At 70.7% G+C, this 19847-nt stretch carries 22 protein-coding genes and 1 pseudogene; 15 read left to right on the forward strand and 8 right to left on the reverse strand.

Annotated elements, in window-relative coordinates:
- The first annotated feature begins 280 nt into the window (after nt 1-280).
- Nucleotides 281-709: a DUF779 domain-containing protein gene (locus ACZ55A_RS06015; RefSeq protein ID WP_468834917.1), complete on the forward strand. Its 429-nt coding sequence runs from the start codon at nt 281-283 to the stop codon at nt 707-709.
- A 168-nt stretch (nt 710-877) separates the two neighbouring features.
- On the opposite strand, the gene ACZ55A_RS06020 is transcribed toward ACZ55A_RS06015, so the two are convergent.
- From ACZ55A_RS06020 to ACZ55A_RS06030, 3 genes are all read right to left on the reverse strand, one after another.
- On the reverse strand, nt 878-1825 hold the full coding sequence (locus ACZ55A_RS06020; protein WP_468834920.1) for a hypothetical protein: 948 nt from the start codon (nt 1823-1825) through the stop codon (nt 878-880).
- Nucleotides 1826-2012: 187 nt separating this feature from the next.
- Nucleotides 2013-2531, reverse strand: coding sequence for a lytic polysaccharide monooxygenase auxiliary activity family 9 protein (locus ACZ55A_RS06025; RefSeq protein ID WP_468834924.1), 519 nt, complete (start codon nt 2529-2531; stop codon nt 2013-2015).
- A gap of 204 nt (nt 2532-2735) precedes the next feature.
- Nucleotides 2736-3743, reverse strand: a complete 1008-nt coding sequence (locus ACZ55A_RS06030; RefSeq protein ID WP_468834927.1) for a LacI family DNA-binding transcriptional regulator — start codon at nt 3741-3743, stop codon at nt 2736-2738.
- A gap of 242 nt (nt 3744-3985) precedes the next feature.
- On the opposite strand from ACZ55A_RS06030, the gene uriH reads away from it, so the two are divergent.
- Complete coding sequence (uriH, locus tag ACZ55A_RS06035; RefSeq protein WP_468834930.1) at nt 3986-4933, forward strand: uridine-preferring nucleoside hydrolase UriH; 948 nt, start codon at nt 3986-3988, stop codon at nt 4931-4933.
- A gap of 38 nt (nt 4934-4971) precedes the next feature.
- On the forward strand, nt 4972-6435 hold the full coding sequence (uriT, locus tag ACZ55A_RS06040) for a uridine transporter UriT (RefSeq protein WP_468836567.1): 1464 nt from the start codon (nt 4972-4974) through the stop codon (nt 6433-6435).
- A gap of 76 nt (nt 6436-6511) precedes the next feature.
- Here the strand turns inward: uriT and ACZ55A_RS06045 are convergent, their stop codons facing one another.
- Nucleotides 6512-6640, reverse strand: coding sequence for an LPFR motif small protein (locus ACZ55A_RS06045; protein ID WP_468834936.1), 129 nt, complete (start codon nt 6638-6640; stop codon nt 6512-6514).
- Nucleotides 6641-6690: 50 nt separating this feature from the next.
- Complete coding sequence (locus ACZ55A_RS06050) at nt 6691-7833, reverse strand: baeRF2 domain-containing protein (RefSeq protein ID WP_468834942.1); 1143 nt, start codon at nt 7831-7833, stop codon at nt 6691-6693.
- 278 nt (nt 7834-8111) lie between these two features.
- Here ACZ55A_RS06050 and ACZ55A_RS06055 point away from each other — a divergent pair, with 278 nt between their 5' ends.
- Together ACZ55A_RS06055 and ACZ55A_RS06060 are read left to right on the forward strand one after the other, a co-directional pair.
- Complete coding sequence (locus ACZ55A_RS06055) at nt 8112-8522, forward strand: DUF2795 domain-containing protein (protein ID WP_468834946.1); 411 nt, start codon at nt 8112-8114, stop codon at nt 8520-8522.
- 118 nt (nt 8523-8640) lie between these two features.
- Nucleotides 8641-9120 carry a DUF5709 domain-containing protein gene (locus tag ACZ55A_RS06060; RefSeq protein WP_468834949.1) on the forward strand — a complete coding sequence of 160 codons (480 nt, stop codon included), beginning with the start codon at nt 8641-8643 and terminating at the stop codon, nt 9118-9120.
- Between the two features lie 226 nt (nt 9121-9346).
- Here the strand turns inward: ACZ55A_RS06060 and ligD are convergent, their stop codons facing one another.
- Together ligD and ACZ55A_RS06070 are read right to left on the reverse strand one after the other, a co-directional pair.
- On the reverse strand, nt 9347-10369 hold the full coding sequence (ligD, locus tag ACZ55A_RS06065; RefSeq protein WP_468834956.1) for a non-homologous end-joining DNA ligase: 1023 nt from the start codon (nt 10367-10369) through the stop codon (nt 9347-9349).
- Nucleotides 10366-10995 carry a DNA polymerase ligase N-terminal domain-containing protein gene (locus tag ACZ55A_RS06070; RefSeq protein WP_468834960.1) on the reverse strand — a complete coding sequence of 210 codons (630 nt, stop codon included), beginning with the start codon at nt 10993-10995 and terminating at the stop codon, nt 10366-10368. The genes ligD and ACZ55A_RS06070 overlap by 4 nt, the downstream gene beginning before the upstream one ends.
- A gap of 314 nt (nt 10996-11309) precedes the next feature.
- Here ACZ55A_RS06070 and ACZ55A_RS06075 point away from each other — a divergent pair, with 314 nt between their 5' ends.
- The 9 genes and pseudogenes from ACZ55A_RS06075 (at nt 11310) to ACZ55A_RS06115 (ending at nt 18107) form a co-directional block, all read left to right on the forward strand.
- Nucleotides 11310-12635: an NAD(P)/FAD-dependent oxidoreductase gene (locus tag ACZ55A_RS06075; protein WP_468836569.1), complete on the forward strand. Its 1326-nt coding sequence runs from the start codon at nt 11310-11312 to the stop codon at nt 12633-12635.
- Nucleotides 12636-12811: 176 nt separating this feature from the next.
- Nucleotides 12812-13253: pseudogene (locus ACZ55A_RS06080) on the forward strand (Ku protein).
- Nucleotides 13254-13375: 122 nt separating this feature from the next.
- Nucleotides 13376-13549: a hypothetical protein gene (locus ACZ55A_RS06085; RefSeq protein WP_468834963.1), complete on the forward strand. Its 174-nt coding sequence runs from the start codon at nt 13376-13378 to the stop codon at nt 13547-13549.
- 341 nt (nt 13550-13890) lie between these two features.
- Complete coding sequence (locus tag ACZ55A_RS06090) at nt 13891-15099, forward strand: glycosyltransferase (RefSeq protein WP_468836571.1); 1209 nt, start codon at nt 13891-13893, stop codon at nt 15097-15099.
- Between the two features lie 228 nt (nt 15100-15327).
- Nucleotides 15328-15603: a hypothetical protein gene (locus ACZ55A_RS06095; protein WP_468834966.1), complete on the forward strand. Its 276-nt coding sequence runs from the start codon at nt 15328-15330 to the stop codon at nt 15601-15603.
- Nucleotides 15604-15646: 43 nt separating this feature from the next.
- On the forward strand, nt 15647-16012 hold the full coding sequence (locus ACZ55A_RS06100; RefSeq protein WP_468834969.1) for a DUF6479 family protein: 366 nt from the start codon (nt 15647-15649) through the stop codon (nt 16010-16012).
- Nucleotides 15990-16358 carry a low affinity iron permease family protein gene (locus ACZ55A_RS06105; RefSeq protein WP_468834972.1) on the forward strand — a complete coding sequence of 123 codons (369 nt, stop codon included), beginning with the start codon at nt 15990-15992 and terminating at the stop codon, nt 16356-16358. The genes ACZ55A_RS06100 and ACZ55A_RS06105 overlap by 23 nt, the downstream gene beginning before the upstream one ends.
- A 70-nt stretch (nt 16359-16428) precedes the next feature.
- A complete protein-coding gene (locus ACZ55A_RS06110; RefSeq protein WP_468834975.1) occupies nt 16429-17073 on the forward strand; it encodes a diguanylate cyclase in 645 nt (214 codons plus the stop codon).
- 59 nt (nt 17074-17132) lie between these two features.
- Nucleotides 17133-18107, forward strand: coding sequence for an SMP-30/gluconolactonase/LRE family protein (locus tag ACZ55A_RS06115; RefSeq protein WP_468836573.1), 975 nt, complete (start codon nt 17133-17135; stop codon nt 18105-18107).
- A 74-nt stretch (nt 18108-18181) separates the two neighbouring features.
- Here ACZ55A_RS06115 and ACZ55A_RS06120 read toward each other — a convergent pair whose 3' ends face one another.
- A complete protein-coding gene (locus ACZ55A_RS06120) occupies nt 18182-18595 on the reverse strand; it encodes an Asp23/Gls24 family envelope stress response protein (RefSeq protein WP_468834978.1) in 414 nt (137 codons plus the stop codon).
- A 616-nt stretch (nt 18596-19211) separates the two neighbouring features.
- Here ACZ55A_RS06120 and ACZ55A_RS06125 point away from each other — a divergent pair.
- Entirely contained in the window at nt 19212-19817 is a 606-nt protein-coding gene (locus tag ACZ55A_RS06125; RefSeq protein WP_468834980.1) for a TetR/AcrR family transcriptional regulator, read from the forward strand.
- Nucleotides 19818-19847 lie beyond the last annotated feature (30 nt).

Here is a 19847-nt window from a genome sequence, read left to right on the forward strand (position 1 = left end):
CGCGTGCCCGTAACGCCCCCACCGGGTCCGGCGGAACGAGGCTCCGCCCTCCGGGTGAACCGGCCCTGACGTGCAACCATCGTGCAACCTCCCGTCGGTTGACTGGGACATCGCCGCCCGGTCGGCCCGTTGGCCTTGCTCCGGGGGCCTCCTGGGCCGACCCGGCGGCATCCCGCACCATGCGTGCACGTTGCCGGTCAGGATTGGGGTCACAGGTGTACCGACAGCAGAGCGAAAGGCCGCAGATCAGCTGCCGCACGACGAAGCCGGGCCGCTGCTGATGGCGGGCGGCGACGGGTGGGACGCGGCCGCCGTGCACACGACGGCACCGGAGGCCGCCTCGCGGATCGGGCTCACCGCGGCGGCCACCGAACTGCTGCGCCTGCTGCGCGATCAGCACGGCCCGCTGATGTTCCACCAGTCGGGCGGCTGCTGTGACGGCAGCGCCCCCATGTGCTACCCCGCCGGGGAGTTCCGTACGGGATCGTCGGACGTGCTGCTGGCACGGCTGAGGGTGACCGGGGTGCCGGAGCCGGTGGACTTCTGGATGGCGGCGGACCAGTTCGCGCGCTGGCAGCACACCCATCTGACCGTCGATGTCGTACCGGGGCGGGGCAGCGGCTTCTCCCTGGAGGCGCCCGAGGGCGTCCGCTTCCTGATCCGCTCCCGGCTGCTGACCGACGAGGAACGGGCCCGGCTCGGAGACTGAGCGGCGGCGAGAACACGCACCGGGCAGTGGTGAGGCCCCACGCACGGGGGAGAGCGTGGGGCCTCACTTATAGAAACGGGTGCGGGACGCCGCAGGTTCCCCCACCGTGGAGATTCGGCAAGAAAATCTTGTGCGGACGGCGCGCGGCAGGTGCACGGTGCCCGGTGCTCAGGTCTCGTCCTGCACCAGCCGCTCCAGCAACCGCTGGAACTCCCCGTCCACCACCACCCGTAGCCCCTCACCGTCCGGCTCGCTCAACGGGGTCATCATGCCCCGGCGCCACCAGAACACCCGGGGGCTGATGGCGCCCGCCGCATCCTCGTGACCGGCCGCCGCGAACTGCGCCATGGCCTGCAACGCCGGGATGACCTGGGCGTCATGGATGCGGTGGAAGGCCAGCTGGTGCCGGAAGGGCAGGGCGACCAGCGCCCCGTCCGCGGTGAGCCCGGTGCCCATGATCCGCTGCACCAGCTCGTCGAGCACCAGCACCCGGCTCGCGGTGAAGAAGGAGTCGCCGAGCAGCACCTCGAACGCCGAGCCGTCGCCGCGCCGGACGGTCTCGTGCCCCTCGACGGGCAGTGCGCGCAGATTGTTCATCGCCCTGATCCGCAGTTCGGCCAGGTCACCGAAGTCGGTCAGCGAGTCCTCGCTCAGCATCTGCACCGCCTCGGGCAGATCGAGCGCAAGTACCTCCCGCAGCCCGGGCGCAGGCTCGCGTCCGTACCGGAAGGAGTCCGAGGCCGGCAGCGTCTCCTGGGCGACGACCCGGGGGTAGAGACAGGCCCGGATCTCGTCCTCGCTGAGGATCTCCAGAGGCTGCGGGCCGTCCATGGTCCGCAGCACCTTGCCGACGTGGTCCCGGATCAGCGCGGGCCAGCTGCGCTCACCGCGCCGGTCACGGTGGCAGACCGCAGCGAGGTTGCCGAGGCCGAACTGCCGGCCCGAGGAGTCGGTCACCACCCCCGGATACGCGATGACTTCCAGGCCCTGTTCCGCGAAGGCCTGCCGGACCTGTGATCTGAAGACGCCGCCCTCGCGCTCGGAGAAGAAGCTGAACTCCCCATCGCGTGCCAGGTCGCGGGAATCCCGCTTCGGTCCTCGGCGGAACAGGCCCATCACTTTCCTCCCGGCAGCGGCCACGATCAACGGCCTCGAATGGGCCCGATCGTAACGGGTGCGCCCCGCCGCCCTCGTCGCCCTGTTGAGGCTGCTCACCGCAGTGACCGGCCGGGGCGACGAGGTGGCGGGGACGGGACGGACGCGTTCGACGAGGGGACGGTCTGCGGGGCGGGCGGTCTGCCCCCTAGCCTCCGATGTTGACGTCGATGCAGGCGTAGAAGGCGTTCGCTGTATCGGCGACGTTCCAGACCGCGAGGATCTTCTGCTTGCCCGTGATGCCGCCGAAGTTGACGGTGTGCGTCACGGTCTCCGGGGGCCGCGCCCCGCCGTCGTTGAACTCGGCGACCTTCTTTCCGCCGACGAAGTACTGCCAGGTGCTGGTCGCATGACGGGCCGTCAGTCGCCAGCTGAAGGCCTGCGAGCTGCCGACCGGGGTGACCTTCCAGCCCTTCGCATCATCGTCGAGATCGGCGAACTGGCTGTTTCCGCCGCTGCAACTGGTCAGGCCCTTGGGGCCCTCGACGCTCTGTGGCTCCCACTTGATCGGACCGCACTCGACGGTGCCGGCCGCGCACTGCGCCTGACGACTGGGCGGCGAGGACACATAGCCGTGCGCACTGGCCGGGCTCGCCGGCATGGTGACGACGAGGAGCGGGGCGATACCCGCTCCGAGGGCAAGGGCCAGCCTTCTCTTCCTGTTCATGTCAACCCTTTCGCGAGGGGGGGTGGGGTGACGCGAGGGTGAGGGGATTGGTCTAGACTTTACTCTCTGACCGCGTACGGTCAAGAGGTCCGGCCAGCGGCACTCTCCTGCCGGGTGCTTCCCGGAACGGAGGGGCCTGGCCGAGCAGGCAAGCGATTTGACGGTCCGTCAGGCTACGTTGCCGGACCGGTGGACAGCGTCCGGTCAGTGCGCGGAGACCGTACCGGCGCGCACGCTGGAGGCCCGTACGACGAGCTCCGGCGTGAGGCGGACCGTGCGCCGGGACGCCGGTGGTTGCCGGGACAGCAGACGGGCGGCCTCGGCGGCCAGTTCGGCGAGCGGCTGGCGGACGGTGGTCAGCGCCGGGTCGGCCAGGCCGGCGAGCGGGATGTCGTCGAAGCCGGTGACCGCTACCTCGCCCGGGACGTCCGCGCCCAGTTGCCGCAGCCGTTGCAGGGCACCGGCCGCGATCAGGTCGTTGGCGCAGATCACGGCGTCCGGGCGGGACGGCCAGAGGTGGTCGACGGCGGCCCGGCCCCACTCCACCGAGAAGTCCCCGAGTGCGCTGCGCCCGGGAGCGGCGGGGTCGAGGGCGGCGGCTCCCGCCTCGTAGGCCGCGCGGCGCTCGACGGCCGCGGACGCGGTGCCGGCCGCCCCGATGAAGCAGGGCCGGCGGCGGCCGGTGGCGGCCAGATGCGCGAGGACCAGCGACATACCGGCCGCGTTGTCGACGGCCACCGAGTCGGCGACGCCCGGGCCGCAGCCGCGGTCGAGCAGGACCAGCGGCACGCGTTCGGCCGCGCTCGCCACCGCCTCCCGGCTGCGCCGTTCGTCGACCGGTATCAGCAGCAGCGCATCGACCTGCCGGGCGAGCAGTGCGTTGATCCGGGCCGCCTCGGTGACCGGGTCGTCGTCGCAGTCGGCGAGCAGCACCGCCCGGCCCTCGGCGTGCAGCGCGTGCTCCAGCTCGCGGACGAGCGAGGGGAAGAAGGGGTTGGTGATCTGCGGCAGCACGAGTCCTACGGTGCCGGTGGAGCGGCTGCGCAGCGCGCGGGCCACATGGTTGGGCCGGTAGCCCAGACGCTCGGCCGCCGCGCGGACGGTCCGGGCGGTCTCGGCGCCGACCGGGCGGGTGCCGGCGAGCACGCGGGAGACCGTGGCGATGGAGCAGCCGGACGCCAGCGCGACGTCCTTCAAGGTCACTTCGGCCACGGTGGTGCGCCCCTTTTGTCGAGCCGTACCGGATGAGGGCGGCAAACGTTATCACCGCTCACGGACCGTATCGGCGCCATGGCGCAACCGGTCGTACGCCGCACACTCCTTTGACATTCGACGGCACGGTGAGCGAAATTCTCGGAGAACGTTTTCCAGCGGCAGCAGCCCCCTGCGGCGCTCCCAGAGACTTCACCCGCACCCCCCGCACCACCGTTCCGCAGAGCAAAGGGGCTCTTCCGTTGGCCAGAAAGATCATCCTCGACTGCGACCCGGGGCATGACGATGCGATCGCCATGCTCCTGGCCCATGGCAATCCCGAGGTCGAGCTGGTCGCCGTGACGACCGTGGTCGGGAACGCGTCGGTCGAGAAGGTGACCCGCAATGCGCTGTCCGTGGCGCGGATCGCCGGGATCACCGGCGTGCCCTTCGCCGCCGGCTGCCCCCGCCCCCTCGTACGGGACATCGAGACGGCGCCGGACATCCACGGCGAGACGGGTCTGGACGGCCCTGACCTGCCCGAGCCGGTCCTTGAGCTGGACCGCCGGCACGCCGTGGACCTGATCATCGACACCGTGATGGCGCATGAGCCCGGTGAGATCACCCTCGTCCCGACGGCCGGTCTGACCAATATCGCGCTCGCCGCGCGCAAGGAGCCGCGCATCGTCGAGCGGGTCCGTGAGGTCGTGCTGATGGGCGGCGGCTACCACGAGGGCAACTGGAGCGCGGTCGCCGAGTTCAACATCATCATCGACCCCGAGGCCGCGCACATCGTCTTCAACGAGAAGTGGCCGGTAACCATGGTCGGCCTGGACCTCACCCACCAGGCGCTGGCCACCCCCGCGGTCGAGGAGCGGATCGCCGCGGTCGGCACCCGGCCCGCCACCTTCGTCCTGGAGCTGCTGGACTTCTTCCGTGAGGCCTACCGGGAGAACCAGGGCTTCGAGTACCCCCCGGTGCACGACCCGTGCGCGGTCGCGTATGTGATCGACCCGGACGTGATGACCGTACGCAAGGCCCCGGTGGACATCGAGCTGCGCGGCGCGCTGACGGTCGGGATGACCGTCACGGACTTCCGCGCACCCGCCCCCGACGACTGCACCACCCAGGTCGCGGTCTCCCTCGACCACGAGCGGTTCTGGAACCTCGTCGTGGACGCGCTGGAGCGGATCGGTGACGTCGAGGCATGAACGTGTCCCCTGAAACCTCCACCGACCTCTCCACGGATATGCGTACCACCACCCAGCGCCCTGCCGAGGTGTCCGGCGGCGCCCCCGGCGTCCGGATAGGTGTCCTGCTCACCGCGCTGCTCGCGGCGTGCTTCGCCTTCCAGCTCAACGCCAGCATGCTCAGCCCCGCGCTGAAGAACATCGAGGACAGCCTCGGCGCCACCTCCGCCGAGATCGGCCTCACCCAGACCGCGTTCTTCACCTCGGCAGCCCTGTTCTCCCTGTTCCTGCCGCGGCTGGGCGATGTCATCGGGCGCCGCAAGGTGCTGGCCGGGATGCTCGGCCTGATGGTCGTCGGCTGTGTGGTCGCCGCGCTGGCGACCAGCGTGCCGATGCTCTTCGCCGGCCGTGTCATCCAGGGCATCTGCGGTCCGGTCGTCCCGCTGTGTCTGATCATGCTGCGGGTGGAGGTGCGGGAGCCCAAGCGGTACGGCACCCTGCTCGGCGTGATCACCGCGGTCAACGGCGGTATCGCCGGTGTCGACTCGCTCGCCGGGGGCTACCTCGCCGACCGGCACGGCTTCGGTTCGGTCTTCTGGGCGATGGCCGTCGTCGCGGCCCTCGCCGCCGTCCTGGTCGCCGCCCTGACCCCCGAGTCCAGGGCACCGGTTCTGGACCCCGCCTCGGGGATGCCGGGCGCCCGCCGGATGGACTGGCCGGGCGTCGCCCTGCTCGTGCTCTCCGTCGGCTCGCTGCTGACCGCGCTCAACGAGGCGGGCAAGCTCGCCGCCGCCAACTGGCCGCTGGTCGCCGGTCTCGCCGTGGTGGCCGCGGCCGCCTTCGCGCTGTTCTGGCGCACCGAGAACCGCAGCGGGCACCCGCTGGTCGCGACGCGGCACCTCAAGCAGCGCGCCACCTGGGCCACGCTGCTGACCACCGTGCTCACCATGACCGGTGTGTTCGCCGTGATGAACGGGCTGATCCCGGCCTTCGCCCAGGACGCCCAGGCCGGTCTGGGGATGAGCGCCGAGCAGTCCGCGTGGTGGACGCTGTCCCCGTACGCGCTCGCCGGGCTGGCCATGGGCCCGCTGGCGGGCCGGCTGGCCGCCACCTTCGGCTACGGGCGGATCCTGCGGCTGGGCCTGGCCGGCTCGGTGGCCACGGTCGTGCTGATGCTGCTGACGATGCACAGCCACTCGCAGATCCTGCTGCTGGCGACCTCCATCCTGGTGGGCATCGCCTACGCGGGGGTGGCGAACATCGTGCTCAACGGGCTCGGCATCGTGCTCTCCCCCAGCGAGAACCCGGGCTTCCTGCCGGGCCTGAACGCCGGCGCGTTCAACCTCGGTGCGGGGCTGAGCTTTGCGGTCCTGTACGCGGTGAAGACCGCCGCCACCCCGGCGGATCCGGCGTCGTCCGGCGGCTACACCGCCGGCATGATCGCGGGCGTGGTCATCCTGGCCGCGGCCATCGCCACCTCCTTCCTGATCCCCAAGCCGGTGGCGGCCGAAGCGCGCGACTGAGCCGGGGACCACGTACGACGGGGCCGCCCGCCGACCGGATGCACCGGCCGGCGGGCGGCCCCGTCCGGGTCCGTGCTCAGTGACGTCCGTGTGCGGTGTCCGAGGCACCGCCGAAGAGCCGGGCCACGGCCCGGAACGGCAGGGTGACGACGGTGGCGAGGGCGCCGCCGATCGACCTCAGCACATCTGCGATCGCCTTCAACATGACGGGCCTCCCTTACTGCCGCGGGGACTGCGGTCCGGCGGTGCGGTACCTCACTTGGGGTTCTCCTCCTCGGTCCAGCGCAGAATGGCGCCCAGTCCGCCGGCCGGTGCCTGCTCGGGGTCGCGGACGACCACGACCTCGGCACCGCTGGCGGCGGCGGAGCGCACCAGTGCGTCATCGGCCCGGGCGGCGGCCGGATGCTCCTCGCCCAGGTACTGCAACTCGGTGCCGCGGACGGCGAGTTGGTCGGCGTCATCGCCCACCCAGACCTGGCGTGCGGTGTCCGGGCCGTGCGTGCTGACCAGCAGGGTGTCGATACGGTGTTCCCGCGCCGCCTCGATCAGGGCCGGGATGCCGGCCGCGGCGTGCGGGGCGCTCTTGCCACCGGGACCGGAGCCGGCCCGGAAACGGTCCGCCACCTCGGTGACGTGTTCGCGTTCCTGTACGGCCCTGACCTGGGCGATGTCCCGCTCGACCAGGTCGGTCTCGGCACCGGGTGCGCGGCCGCCGTGCTCGCTCTCGTACGTGACGGCGCGCAGCTGCTCGGGCAGCTTCTCGTGCACCAGGTGGCGTTCACGGACATCGCCGATCAGGACGATGGCCTCGGCGCCGCAGCTGTCATAGGCCTCGCGCACCGCGTCGGCGATCTCCTCGGCGTTGCGCTCCCAGGTGTTCTCCACCTTGGCCTGGAAATGCCGTTCGGACCAGTCGGCCGAGGCGGTCCGGTGGATCGGCCAGTCGGCGCCGCTGACCTGGCCGGCGTCCTCGGTGGCCCGTTCACCACCGAGGAGGGTGAAGTCCGCGCCCTTCCGGTCCAGGCGGACCACGAGGCAGACCGGGTCGTCGCCGACCGCGGCCAGCAAGGGGGTGACCCGGGGCACCGGCCCCCAGGCGGCGAACGGGACGGCAGGGGGCCCGGGGAGCGGGGCGTCGAGCACGACGACGCCGTGGGCGGCGAAGAGCACATGTCCGCCGTACGCCGTGGGTTCGCCCTCGCGCCGGGCGAGCAGCGCCTCGTGCACGGCGCCACAGGTGGCCTCGTCCGCGCCCTGCGCGAACAGCTGCGCACTGATGGCGCTGGCCGTCAACTCTTCTTGTTTCTCCGCGTCCTCGGTACCGTGCGAAATATCGGCATAGACGGATGCCCAGGGGCCTGGCCGATCGATGACCGGTCGAAGGAGCGAGAGTCGCATGGCGCTGCCTCCTCGGATTGCTCGGATTCTCCCGGCATGCGGTGGGCTGCCTTCGGGATGATGCAGTTGGCTCTCATACGAATTCCCGTTCCCGAAAGGCGTAAGCATGACGGGCATATGCCCTGCTTCCGGCCCGGTCACCTTCCGTGTACATCCCGGCGATTTCCGTGCCCGGGCTTGAAACGACCGCCGTCAGGTTGTTAGGGCGGAGGGACCAGGGAAACTGGGAGAGACGCGTCGGGTCTGTACGACACGTAGAGCCGGAGGCACCCATGGTCATGGAACACGGAACCGACAAGACCGGCCCCGCCCGGGACGACGTGATGAAGCGGCAACTGCGCGCCGAACTGACCGCGGAGCGCTCACTGCGCACGGACGAGGTGCATGAACTCCAGCCGGCGGGTGAGGACCAGCCGGTGGCCGCCTGGTCCCCCGACAGCACCTTCCGGGGCGGTACGCCGAGCGGTATGACCGAACAGGATGTCGGGCTGCGCTCCGAGCTCGCCCAGCACCTCGGCCGGAGCATCTACCCGGCCGACAAGAACACGATCATCGAGACCCTGCGGCGCAACAATGCCCCGGACCGGCTGGTCGGCATGGCCGAGCGGCTGCCCGCCCATGAGCGTTTCGGCAACGTCCAGAGCATCGCCGAGGCCGTCGGAATCCATACCGAACACCGGCGCGCCTGAGGTCAGCGCCCTGCGCCCGGCCTGACGGTGCCGCTCGGCGCCAGGAGGCGGACAATCAGAGGTAACGGCACCCGCCGCGGCCCGCGGTGGGAAGCGGATGGGAAGAGGGTGGGTGATTGTGTCCGACGACGCGATGGGCGACGAGGTCTATCAGCCGCCCAGAACCGATCCCCAGGACAACCCCAACGACCTGGACATGGAGGACGCCCTTGACGAGCCCGACCTCGACGAGACGCTGAACACCGGGTACTCGCCGCCGGAGCGGCCGTTCGTGGTGAATCACGAGGGGACCACGGCACGGGAGCTGCACGACCGCGAAACCCTCGACCACCGGCTGTCCGTGGAGGTACCGGACGTCAGCGCGCCCGACGGCGACGACATCGGCGATCTGCCGGGCGGGGTGGGCGAGCCGATGGACTCCCAGTGCGGCGATGAGCGGGCCGGCCGGCTCGTGGGCTCCGACGAGGGGTTCTGGCGCGGAGGCAGCAATGACATCTCCGCCCGGGACGTCGGCATCGACGGCGGCGCGGCATCGGCGGAGGAGGCGGCCGTGCACATTACCCGCGACAACGCGGGGGACGGGGAGTCGGAGGGTTGAGGGGGCCGGCGGCCCAATTCCCGTATGCGTCCCGTATGCGGTATGCCGTAAGCGCGTCAGCTCGTAAGCCGTCAGAAAATTAAATTTGTCGTCGGCGGTGCGAAAAAGCGGGCCTGCATAGTGCGCTCCCACATGCGCAGCGCGGTCTTCGCGAGGTCCCGATGAATAGGGGCGCAGGAGTCCTCGACGACGGTGACGCGGAAATGCCGGTCAGGGGCGTCGAAATTCAGCCGGAGGCCGGCCGCTCCCTGACCACCTCTTCGGCCCGCTTGTCATCGCGCAGGCCGACGAAGCGCGGATGGCGCAGCATGCCGTCCCGGGTCCACTCGGTGAAGTCGATCTGGGCGACGAGTTCGGGACGGGCCCAGCGGGCGCCGCGCTCGCGGACCGGGCCGTCGAAGGGCGAGCGGCCGGTGCTGCGTTCATCGAGGAGCCGGCGCAGACGGCGCAGCGTGTCCCGGTCGAAGCCGGTGCCCACCTTGCCCGCGTAGCGCAGCCTGCCACCCTCGTAGTAGCCGAGCAGCAGGGCGCCCAGCCCGACCCGGCTCCCCGCCGGTTCGGTGCAGCCGCCGATGACGAACTCCTGGCCCTGGGCGCATTTGAGCTTGAGCCAGTCCGAGGAACGGCGGGGCAGATAGCGGCCGTCGGCCCGCTTGGCGATCAGACCCTCCCAGCCGCGGGCGCAGGCCTGGTCCAGCTCCCGCCGGCCACCGCGGTTGCGGTGCGGGGTGAACCGCAGCGGGCGTTCGAAATCGAGGGCCCGGCGCAGCAGGGACTTGCGGGTGCGCAGCGGCAGCCGCGTCAGGTCGCGGCCGTCGAGCCGCAGCAGGTCGAAGAGGTAGAAGGTGACCGCGACGCCGCTGGCGCGGGCCTGTTCCGGGTCGGCGAGCTGCATCCGCTGCTGGAGGCGGGCGAAGTCGGTACGGCCGCGGGCGAAGGCGACGATCTCACCGTCGACGGTGAAGTCCGGGCAGCGCTGGCGGGCCAGCGCCTCGGTGATCTCGGGGTAGCTGTGGTGGATCGCCCGGCCGGTGCGGGACAGCAGCCGGGTGCGACGGTGCGCGCGGACCCCCAGCGCCCGGACACCATCGAGCTTGCGTTCGAATATCCAGTCGGCGGTGAACTCCCGCCGGTCGCTGAGTACGGCGAGCATCGGACACACCGCGTAGTCGTCCCCCGCCGGGGCGTCGGCCAGCAGCTTCCGCTGCGCGGCCGGCAGCCCGGCCAAGAGCGCGCGGGCCTGGCTCATCGGCCGTCATCCCGCCCCGTGACCGCGTCGGCGGCCACCTGCTTCAGGGTCCGCCCGCTGCGTACCGAGCGGGCCCGCCGGGGATCGGGCGTGCCGCCCTGCCCGGCCCGCTCGTCGTTCTCCTTCACCAGCAGCCAGGCCTCCCGTTCGCCGGAGCCTTCGCCGGTACGGAACCGGGTGAGCGCATAGCCGCCGCGCAGCTTGTGGCCGTCGAGCCAGAACGAGGCGTGACCGTCCGCCAGCGACTCGCTGAAGGAGCGGGTGCGGCCCTTCTTCTTGCGGGGCAGCGGGCGGTAGCCGCCCTCTTCCCAGACGATGACGGTGCCCCCGCCGTACTCCCCCTCCGGGATGACGCCTTCGAAGTCCCGGTACTCCAGCGGATGGTCCTCGGTGGGCATCGCCAGCCGCTTGTCGTGCGGGTCGGTGGAGGGTCCCTTGGGCACGGACCAGGACTTCAGTACGCCGTCGACCTCCAGCCGGAAGTCGAAGTGCAGGGTGCTGGCGTCATGGATCTGCACGACGAAGCAGGGCGTGTCCTCCGGGGAGGGCTGCGCGCCCTCCGGCTCACGGGTCCGGTCGAAGTGTCGTTTGGCGCGGTAGGCCGCCAGTCCGTTCTTGCTGCTCACCTCACCCGCCTGCCTTCCTGAGGAGGGTCGCCTCTCTCACTGTGGCGCGCGGCGGCCGGCCCCGCATGTGCGGCCCTGCCGGCCGGTGCCGCGGCCTTCGCATGCCCGGTGGGGCGAGTAACAAGCCCACCAGGGGGCACGCGACAGCCGCGGGAGCGAGGCTGGCGGAGTACGAGGAGTACCGCGCAGGAGGCCCGTACTCGGCCGTACCGGCAACGCGCCGCCCGGCCCCGGCCCCGTCAAAGACCTGAGCACCGTCAAGGACCGACCGCCGTCAGATGGATTCGCCCTCGACCGCAGGAGGCCACGTGACACTGCGTCGCCCTCGGATCGTGATCGTCGGAGCCGGCTTCGCCGGCTACACCTGTGCCCGCGCGCTCTCCCGGCAGGCCCGGGGAGCCGCCGAGATCGTACTGATCAACCCGCACGACTACTTCCTGTACGTTCCGCTGCTGCCGCAGGTGGCGGCCGGAATCCTCGAACCCCGCCGGGTCTCGGTATCCCTCACCGGGACGCTGCCGGGCGTCCGGCTCGTCCTCGGACAGGCCCATGACATCGACCTCGATGCCCGTCGGGTGGCGTACACCGACCCCGAGGACCGCGAGGGCTCGCTGGCGTACGACCGGCTGGTGCTCACCGTCGGCAGCGTCAACAAGCTGCTGCCCGTGCCGGGCGTCGCCGAGCACGCCCATGGCTTCCGCGGGATGCCCGAAGCGCTCTACCTGCGCGACCACATGGTCCGCCAGGTCGAACTCGCCGGCGCCACCGACGACGCTGCCGAACGGTCCGCCCGCACCACCTTCGTGGTCGTCGGCGCCGGCTACACCGGCACCGAAGTCGCCGCCCAGGGCACGCTGTTCACCGATGCCCTGGCCCGGCAGAACGCCGGACTGCGGGACGGCCCACGCCCCCGCTGGCTGCTGCTGGACATCGCCGACCGGCTGCTGCCCGAGCTCGACCAGCGGCTGTCGCGCACCGCCGAGCGGGTGCTGCGCGCCCGCGGGGTCGATGTGCGCACCGGGACCTCCGTCAAGGAAGCGACCTCGGACGGGGTACTGCTCGACGACGGCGAGTTCGTCGGCAGCCGCTCGCTGATCTGGTGCGTGGGGGTACGTCCCGATCCGCTGGTCGCGTCAATGGGGCTGCCCACCGACCGGGGGCGGCTGTGCGTCGACGAGTACCTGGGGGTGCCCGGCCGGCCCGAGGTGTTCGCCTGCGGTGATGCCGCGGCCGTACCGGATCTGACCCGCCCCGGCGAGGTGACGCCGATGACCGCGCAGCACGCCCAGCGGCAGGGCAAGGTCGCGGCGCGCAATGTGGCGGCCTCCTGCGGCCGGGGCGCCCCGCGCGCCTATGAGCACCACGACCTCGGCTTCATGGTCGACCTCGGCGGGGCCCAGGCCGCCGCCAACCCCCTCCACATCCCGCTCTCCGGACCGCTCGCCGGCGCCCTCACCCGCGGCTACCACCTGCTGGCCATGCCCGGGAACCGCATCCGGGTCGCCGCCGACTGGCTCCTGGACGCCGCACTCCCCCGCCAGGGCGTCCAGCTGGGCCTGGTCCGCTCCTGGTCGGTGCCGCTGGACACCGCCTCGCCCGAGGTGGCCCGGGTACCACGCGGCGGGCCGGGGACGCCGTAGAGCGCCACCTGGGCGGGAGCGTGCCGCTGGGATGCGATCACCGGCGATCGGACGTGCCATGGAGGGGTTACGGAGCAGGTACGACCTGGCACGTCCGGCAGGGGGAGGTGCGTCCCATGGCACGCCCGGTCCGGACCGGATCTCTGACGTTCGGCCTGGTCACGCTGCCGGTACGGATGTACCCGGCGCGGACAGCCACACCCTCCACTTCCACCAGATGCCAGCGCGGCACCGCCGACCGGATCCGCAACCAGCGGGTCAATGAACGCACCGGCGACGAGGTCGCGGCCGAGGACATCGTCAAGGGCCTGGACGCGGGCGAGGAGTATGTGCTGGTCGAGCCGGAGGAACTGGACGACATCGCACCGGGCCGGTCCAGGGCCCTGGAGATCAGCGGCTTCGTCGACCTGGCCGAGGTCGCACCGGTCTTCCGACCGGACCTACTACCTCGGGCCGAAGGGCAAGGAGTACGGCAAGGTGTACGCCCTGCTGCACAAGGCGCTCGACCGGTCCGGCAAGGCCGGTATCGCCACCTTCGTGATGCGCAACCGTGCCTACCTGGTCGTGGTCAAGGCCGAGGACGACATCCTCGCGCTGCACACCCTAGGAACGGCCTGAGCTGTGTGGGCAGGCGGGTGAAGAAGCCTTGCGGCGCCTGGACTTCCGTGCCCTGCCGGATCGTCATCCGGTGATCGTGGACGAGCATATGCGCCCGGTGGAACCGGCACGGGCGGTTCTGCGTGGGACCGCGAGGCATCGGTTACCGCCGCGAGAACGTGCTCCGCTTCGGCGACTACACCACCGACCAACTCCACATACCCCCGCCTGCCTACAACCCAACTCTCCACACCACCACCGAGGAAGCGGGCGGAGTCCGGCTGGACACCCATGACGAACTGGCGACAGTGGAGTAGGAGACCTCACCAGTACGAGACCCCGAACTCACGCATCCATGTATGAGAGGGCACTCCTGAAGGAGCCCGCTGCGTGCTGGCAGACCACCATTGTCGATGAACGTCTGGGGCTGCCTGGTCGGCCAGCGGCGGCAGGGCGGAGCGCAGCCTGTCATGCCGCCGGGGGCGGATGGGACCGCTCGCTGCACTCGGCATCGCCGTTCGGGACCCGAGGCGGGCAAGTCGCCCAATCTATCTCCCGTTTAACGGTATATCGCATGGGGGATCTTGCCGCAAGCCCCCCATATCGGGCGAAGATGGCCCTCCGCGTCACGAGGCGCGGCAAGAGTATGGGAGTGAACATGCGGGTGCTGTTGTCCACTATCGGATCGCGCGGAGAGGTCCAGCCGGTGATCGCTCTGGCCGTGCAGCTCAAGGAATTGGGACAGGAGGCCGTGGTGTGCGCACCTCCTGATTTCCAGGAGTGGGCCAAGTCGCTGGGGATCGCCTACGTCCCGGTCGGCCCGGAATTGCACGCCACAGCCAAGCGGCCGGCAGGGGCAGTGCCCACACCCGAGCAGCGGCGACAGATGATCGAGGGCACGGTTGCGGATCAGTTCGCGGCGGTGGGTTCGGCCGCCGAGGGATGCGGGATGATCGTGGGAGGCGGTGCTCTGGCGATCGCCGCCCACTCGGTGGCCGAGCAGCGAGGTATCGGCTACGTGTACGCCGCGTTCGCACCGATCACGTTGCCCTCGCCGCACCACGCGCCGCCCGTGTTCGGATTGCTGGGAGAAAAGCCGACGGACAGCCCCGTCGACAACCAGACCCTGTGGGCCCAGGACGCACAGCGCTGGAATGTCATGTGGAGCGCGGCAATCAACGCACAGCGAGAGGCTGCCGGGCTCGCCCCGGTGAGCGATGTAAGCCGTCATATCTTCACCGACACCCCGTGGCTGGCCGCCGATCCGACCCTGGCACCGTGGCCCGAGCCATCGGAGCTGAACGTGTTCCAGACCGGGGCGTGGACGCTGACGGATCACCGGCCGCTTTCGCCCGAGCTGGAACAGTTCCTCGACGCTGGCGAGCCACCGATCTACTTCGGATTCGGCAGCGTACGCGCCCCCGAAGGCATCGCCCGGAGGATGATCGCAGCCGCCCGCGCACTCGGCCGCCGCGCGATCCTCGCCCGCGGTTGGGCCGAGCTGTCTCTCGACGAAGCCGCGCCCGACTGCCTGGCAATCGGAGACGTGAACCAACAAGCGCTGTTCCAGCGGGTCGCCGCAGTCGTGCACCATGGTGGGGCGGGCACGACCACGACGGCCGCCGCAGCCGGGGCGCCCCAGGTGATCGTCCCGCAGATGTTCGATCAGTTCTACTTCGCCCGCCGCGTCGACCAGCTCGGAATCGGCAGCGCCCACGCGGTCAGCGACCCGACGGCCGACTCCCTCACCGCAGCGCTGGGCCGAGCCCTCGCCCCCCAGGTGGTCGAGACCGCACACACTCTGGCAGGGCGGGTGCGCACCGACGGTGCACTCACCGCAGCCCGCCGAATGATCGAGAGGCAGTAGCACCCGCTCGCGCCCGCCTTCTCCGGCCAGCAGCACTCTCGCCTCTATCATCACTGTCCGTATTCAACGGCGGCAAGACGCTTCGTAAACAGACCGCTGGGCTTTGGAGGAGATCTGCCCGGCAAGCCGAAGCTCACCGACCGCGAACTCCGGACCGCGAGCCAGCTGATCGAGGCGCTGTCCACCGAATGGGACCCCGAGGACTACCACGACACCTATCAGGAAAACGTGCGCAAGCTCATCGAGGCCAAACGCAAAGGTGAGACGGTCGAGAAGGCCGAACCGGCACCCGAATCCACCAATGTCATCAATCTGATGGACGCCCTCAACGCCAGCCTCGAAACGGCGAAGGGAAAGCGGAAAGGCCGCGCCAAACGCGCGCCCGCACGCTCCGAACTCGACGGCTACAGCAAGGCGGAGCTCTATGAGCTGGCCACCGAGGCCGATATCCGCGGCCGCTCGGCGATGAACCGCGAGGAGCTCATCGAGGACCTCTCCGCGTAGTCCTCGCCTCGTCGGGTAACCGGCGGGGATGGAGACTCTGTATATGGCTGCATCGACGTCTTTGGCCGCATCGACCCGTACTCTGCCCGGACAACTGGCGGTTCCCCATGGGACGAGCGGCGCCCTGCTCACTGTCGTCGGGATCGTGATCGTCGCCGTGCTGATCGCCGCCTTCGTCTGGGGACGCCGCATCAGGGCCCGCGAACCCGCCCCGCCCAGGCCTGAGGAGCAGCCCCGGCTGCCGGAGGACGGGCCGGTCGGCGATCTCGTGGAGCGCCGTGAGCCCGATGAACTCGCCCGTTCGGACCAACGGCGCACCCCCCACGAGCTCAGGGGCGAGGGCACGCGTCAGCGGAAGGGCGCGGAAGCGAAGGGCAGGGGACGCCATGGCGCTCCGCCATCCCGCTAGCCGGGGCGGCGACCAGCGGGGCCGGTTTGCCCAGCTGGCCCAGAAGTCGTCCCACTTCACCAGCTCCCCCGCCTTCTTCATCGTCTGCATCGCCCTGATCGCCCTTTTCCTCGCCGTGCACTTCGCCCATCTCTCACTTGAATGGCAGCTGCTGGCCGGCGACCTCATGACGGCGGTGACCCTGGTTCTCCTCGCCCTGCTCAAGAACTCCGAGCTGCGCGCGGAACACGCCATTCAGCGCAAGCTCGACGCCCTGGCGGCCGCCTTGCTGGAAGAGCGCGAGGGCAAGGGCGGTGAGGCCGCCGAAGATCTCAGGAAGGCAATCCGCATGGAGGAGGAGACATGACACAGTGACAGCCGGAAATACGGCTGCGGAAAGCCCGGAACGGCGACGATAGCGATCGTGGAGGCGAACGATGAATCTGCACCGTAGTCCGGTTTCCCGCGCCTGGCGGAATTGGCGCCGGCCCCCCGAACTCTCCGTGCCGCCCGCCGCGATGGATGTGGAGAGCGCCAACCGCCGCTTCCTGATGTACGGCGTGCTGCCGCTGTGGTTCGTACCGGCGGTGGCGGACTGGGTCATGCACCGGCGTACCCGTATCGAGGACACCACCGGGGTACGGGAGTCGGCGGTGCATGCGCTGATGATGACGCAGGCGGGGGTGCCGGTCGTGCTGGGGCTGCTGGCCCGGATCAATCCGCTGGTGCTGTCGGTGATGGGGGGTGCCGCGCTGGCCCACGGCGCCACCGCCCTGTGGGACGTGAGCATGGCGACCAAGGAGCGGGAGGTCCGCCCGGTGGAGCAGCACATCCACAGCTTCCTCGAAGTGCTGCCGCTCACGGCGCTGGCGTTCCTGGGCACGCTCCACCACGACCAGGTGCGCCGCGCGCTGCGCGGCGGCCGTCACGCCGACGACTGGAAGCTGCTGCCCAAGGAAGCCCCGCTGCCCGCACGGTACTTGGCCGGGATCGGCCTGGGTGTCGGCCTCAGCGTCGTGCTGCCGTACGCCGAGGAGATGACCCGCTGTATCAAGGCGGCCCGGCGCCGGAGCGCCCGGTGAACCGCCGGCCGACGGCCCGCGCCGGTGGCCACCAGGCCGGTCCGCTCCCGGCAGCCCGGATCGTCGCGCCCGAAATCGACGGCCCCGAGGATGTGATCGCCGACGCCGACGGCAGCATCCTCACCGGCGCCGCGGACGGCACCATCTGGCGGCTGCGTCTGCGGTCGGCGGGCAGGGAGGGGACGGCCGGAAACGGCACCGATGTCGGCGGGGCCACCGCCGACCGGGCCGAGGCCGTGGCACACACCGGCGGCCGACCGCTGGGCCTGCAACCCTTTCCTGACGGCACGCTGCTCGTCTGTGATGCCCAGCGCGGTCTGCTGCGCGTCACCCCGCAGGACGGCGCCGTACGGGTACTCGCCGACGAGGTGGACGGAGCGCCCCTGCGCTTTTGCAGCAATGTCACCGCCGCCGTGGACGGCACCCTCTACTTCACCGTCTCCAGCCGCCGCTACGGCCTCGACGAGTGGCCGGGCGACATCCTGGAGCACCTTCCCACCGGGCAGCTGCTGCGCCTGCGGCCGGGCGGAGAACCCGAAGTGCTGTTGTCGGAGTTGCAGTTCGCCAATGGAGTGGCCCTGGCGCCGGACGGTTCGTTCCTGGTCGTGGCCGAGACCGGTGCGCGCCGTCTGACCCGCTACCTGCTCACCGGCCCCCGGGCCGGCCACACCGACATCCTGGCCGGGGACCTCCCGGGCCACCCCGACAACATCTCCCTCGGCCCCGACGGAGCGTTCTGGGTGGCCCTGGCGGGACCGCGCCAGCCGGCGCTGGAGGTGCTGCACGGTATGCCGCTCGCCGTCCGCCGCACGGTCTGGAAGGCGACGCGGCGGATCCGCCCGCTCCCGCCGCCGCACCCGACGGTGCGGGTGCTGGCGGTCCGGCCCGACGGCGGTCTGGCCTGCGATCTGCGCGCCGCCAGGTCCCCGTACCGGATGGTCACCAGTGTCTGCCGGACGAAGGGCCGGCTGGTCATGGGCAGCGTCGCCGAACGCGGCGTCGCGGTCTGTGACCTCCCCGGCACGGAGCCCTGAGCGGCCGCCCCGTACTGGTGCCGCACATCGTCGACCGGCCGCGCTACGGGCCCGGCCTGGCCTGGTCCGGCCTGCTAGCGCACCCGTTCCTCCTGTTCCTCCTCCTCGTCGGGGAGCTTCACATCGCTGACCGCGATGTTCACCTCGACGACTTCGAGGCCGGTCATCCGCTCGATCGCGGCGATCACCTCCTCGCGGACCGCGCGCCCCACCTCGGGGATGACTTCGCCGTAATCGACGACGAGGTCCAGGTCAACGGCCGCCTGTCGCTCGCCGACCTCGACCTTGACGCCATGTGTGGCGGCCCCGCCTCCGGGGACCCGCCTGCGCAGCTCTCCCACGGATCGCGAGAACCCGCTGCCCAGGGCGTACACGCCGACCACGCCCCCGGCCGTCAGATAAGCGATCTTCGCGACCACGCCGTCGGCAATCGTGGTCCGTCCGAGGTTCCCCGTGTCCCGCGCCCCGCGCTGTGCCGGCTCGGTCATCGCGCATCACCCCTTCACTCCATTGCGGGGGAGTCTTCAGGAACTCTGGCCCGTCTCTTCACGCTATGGCGCGAGGGTTAAAGCCGCCTCTCTTCTTTTGCCGAACCGGCAAGGAAATTTTTCAGCCACGCCGTCCCGTAGGCGCCGCTCGCGAAGCAGCCGGAAGATCTTGCCGGCAATTACGCGACAACTCCCCACAGCAGGGCGGGGATGCGTGCACGAATACGTCAAGTACGGTGCATTCGGGGCCACTTGAATACTGATTCACCGTCAGCAGACCACGGGGACCGCTTATTTCCCGCTTCCCGTGCACCCCGATACCGCGCTGCACACAGCGGTACGCGCCCCAGCGCCGCCGCCGGCCCTGGCCGCTCGGGCGCTCGCGTCGCCGGCGCAGCCCCCGCCCGGCCCGGTCACCGGTTAACTCCTTCTGGTAACAGAAGGTGAAATGCGACGGCGAGATCGGACATCAGTACTAACAGGCGAACGAAGCCTGATTTGGGCGATCCCCCGCGTCGCCCAAATCAGGCAGCTTGACCGGATTCCGCCCGGTGCACGGACATCCGAAGTCATACTGAGTATATTGGCGCTCAGCCAGTCAACGCAGGAGTTAAGCATGTCCCCCCGCAGCGCATCGGTCAATGAAGAATTGCGGCGGCGCTCCCGCGAGCGGCTGTTGCAGGCGACGGTTGACCTGGTAGGGGAGCGCGGGTACGAGGCGACCACGCTCGGGGACATCGCCGAGCGGGCCGGAGTGGCGCGCGGGCTGATCTCGTACTACTTCCCCGGCAAGCGCGAGCTGTTGCAGTCCGCCGTCCACCGCCTGATGCATCTCACCCTGGAGGCGGCGCTGGAGCGGGCACCCCGGCCCACCGGGCCGGATGCCGGGCGGGAGCTGCTGGCCCGGGCCATCGACGCGATCCTGGGACTGGCCCACGACCGGCCGCTGCTGATGCGTACGCATATGGCGGGGATCCTGACGGCCGAGGGGTTCATCCAGTGCCCCGAGCAGCAGCGGCTGGCCCAGTTGCTGCGCGAGACGGTCGCGGCGTACGGCTCACCGGACCCCGACACCGACTATCCGCTGCTGCGGGCGCTGCTGATGGGGTCGGTGGTGCCGATGCTGCTTCCGGGGGCGCCGATGCCACGGGCCCGACTCCGGGCCGAACTGTTCCAACGCTACGGTCTGGACTGGGAGTTGGGGGTCCCGCCGGACGACTGAGCCGGCCGACGGGACCTCATGAGGGGCCGG

It is taken from the genome of Streptomyces sp. NPDC034111 (genome assembly GCF_055575375.1).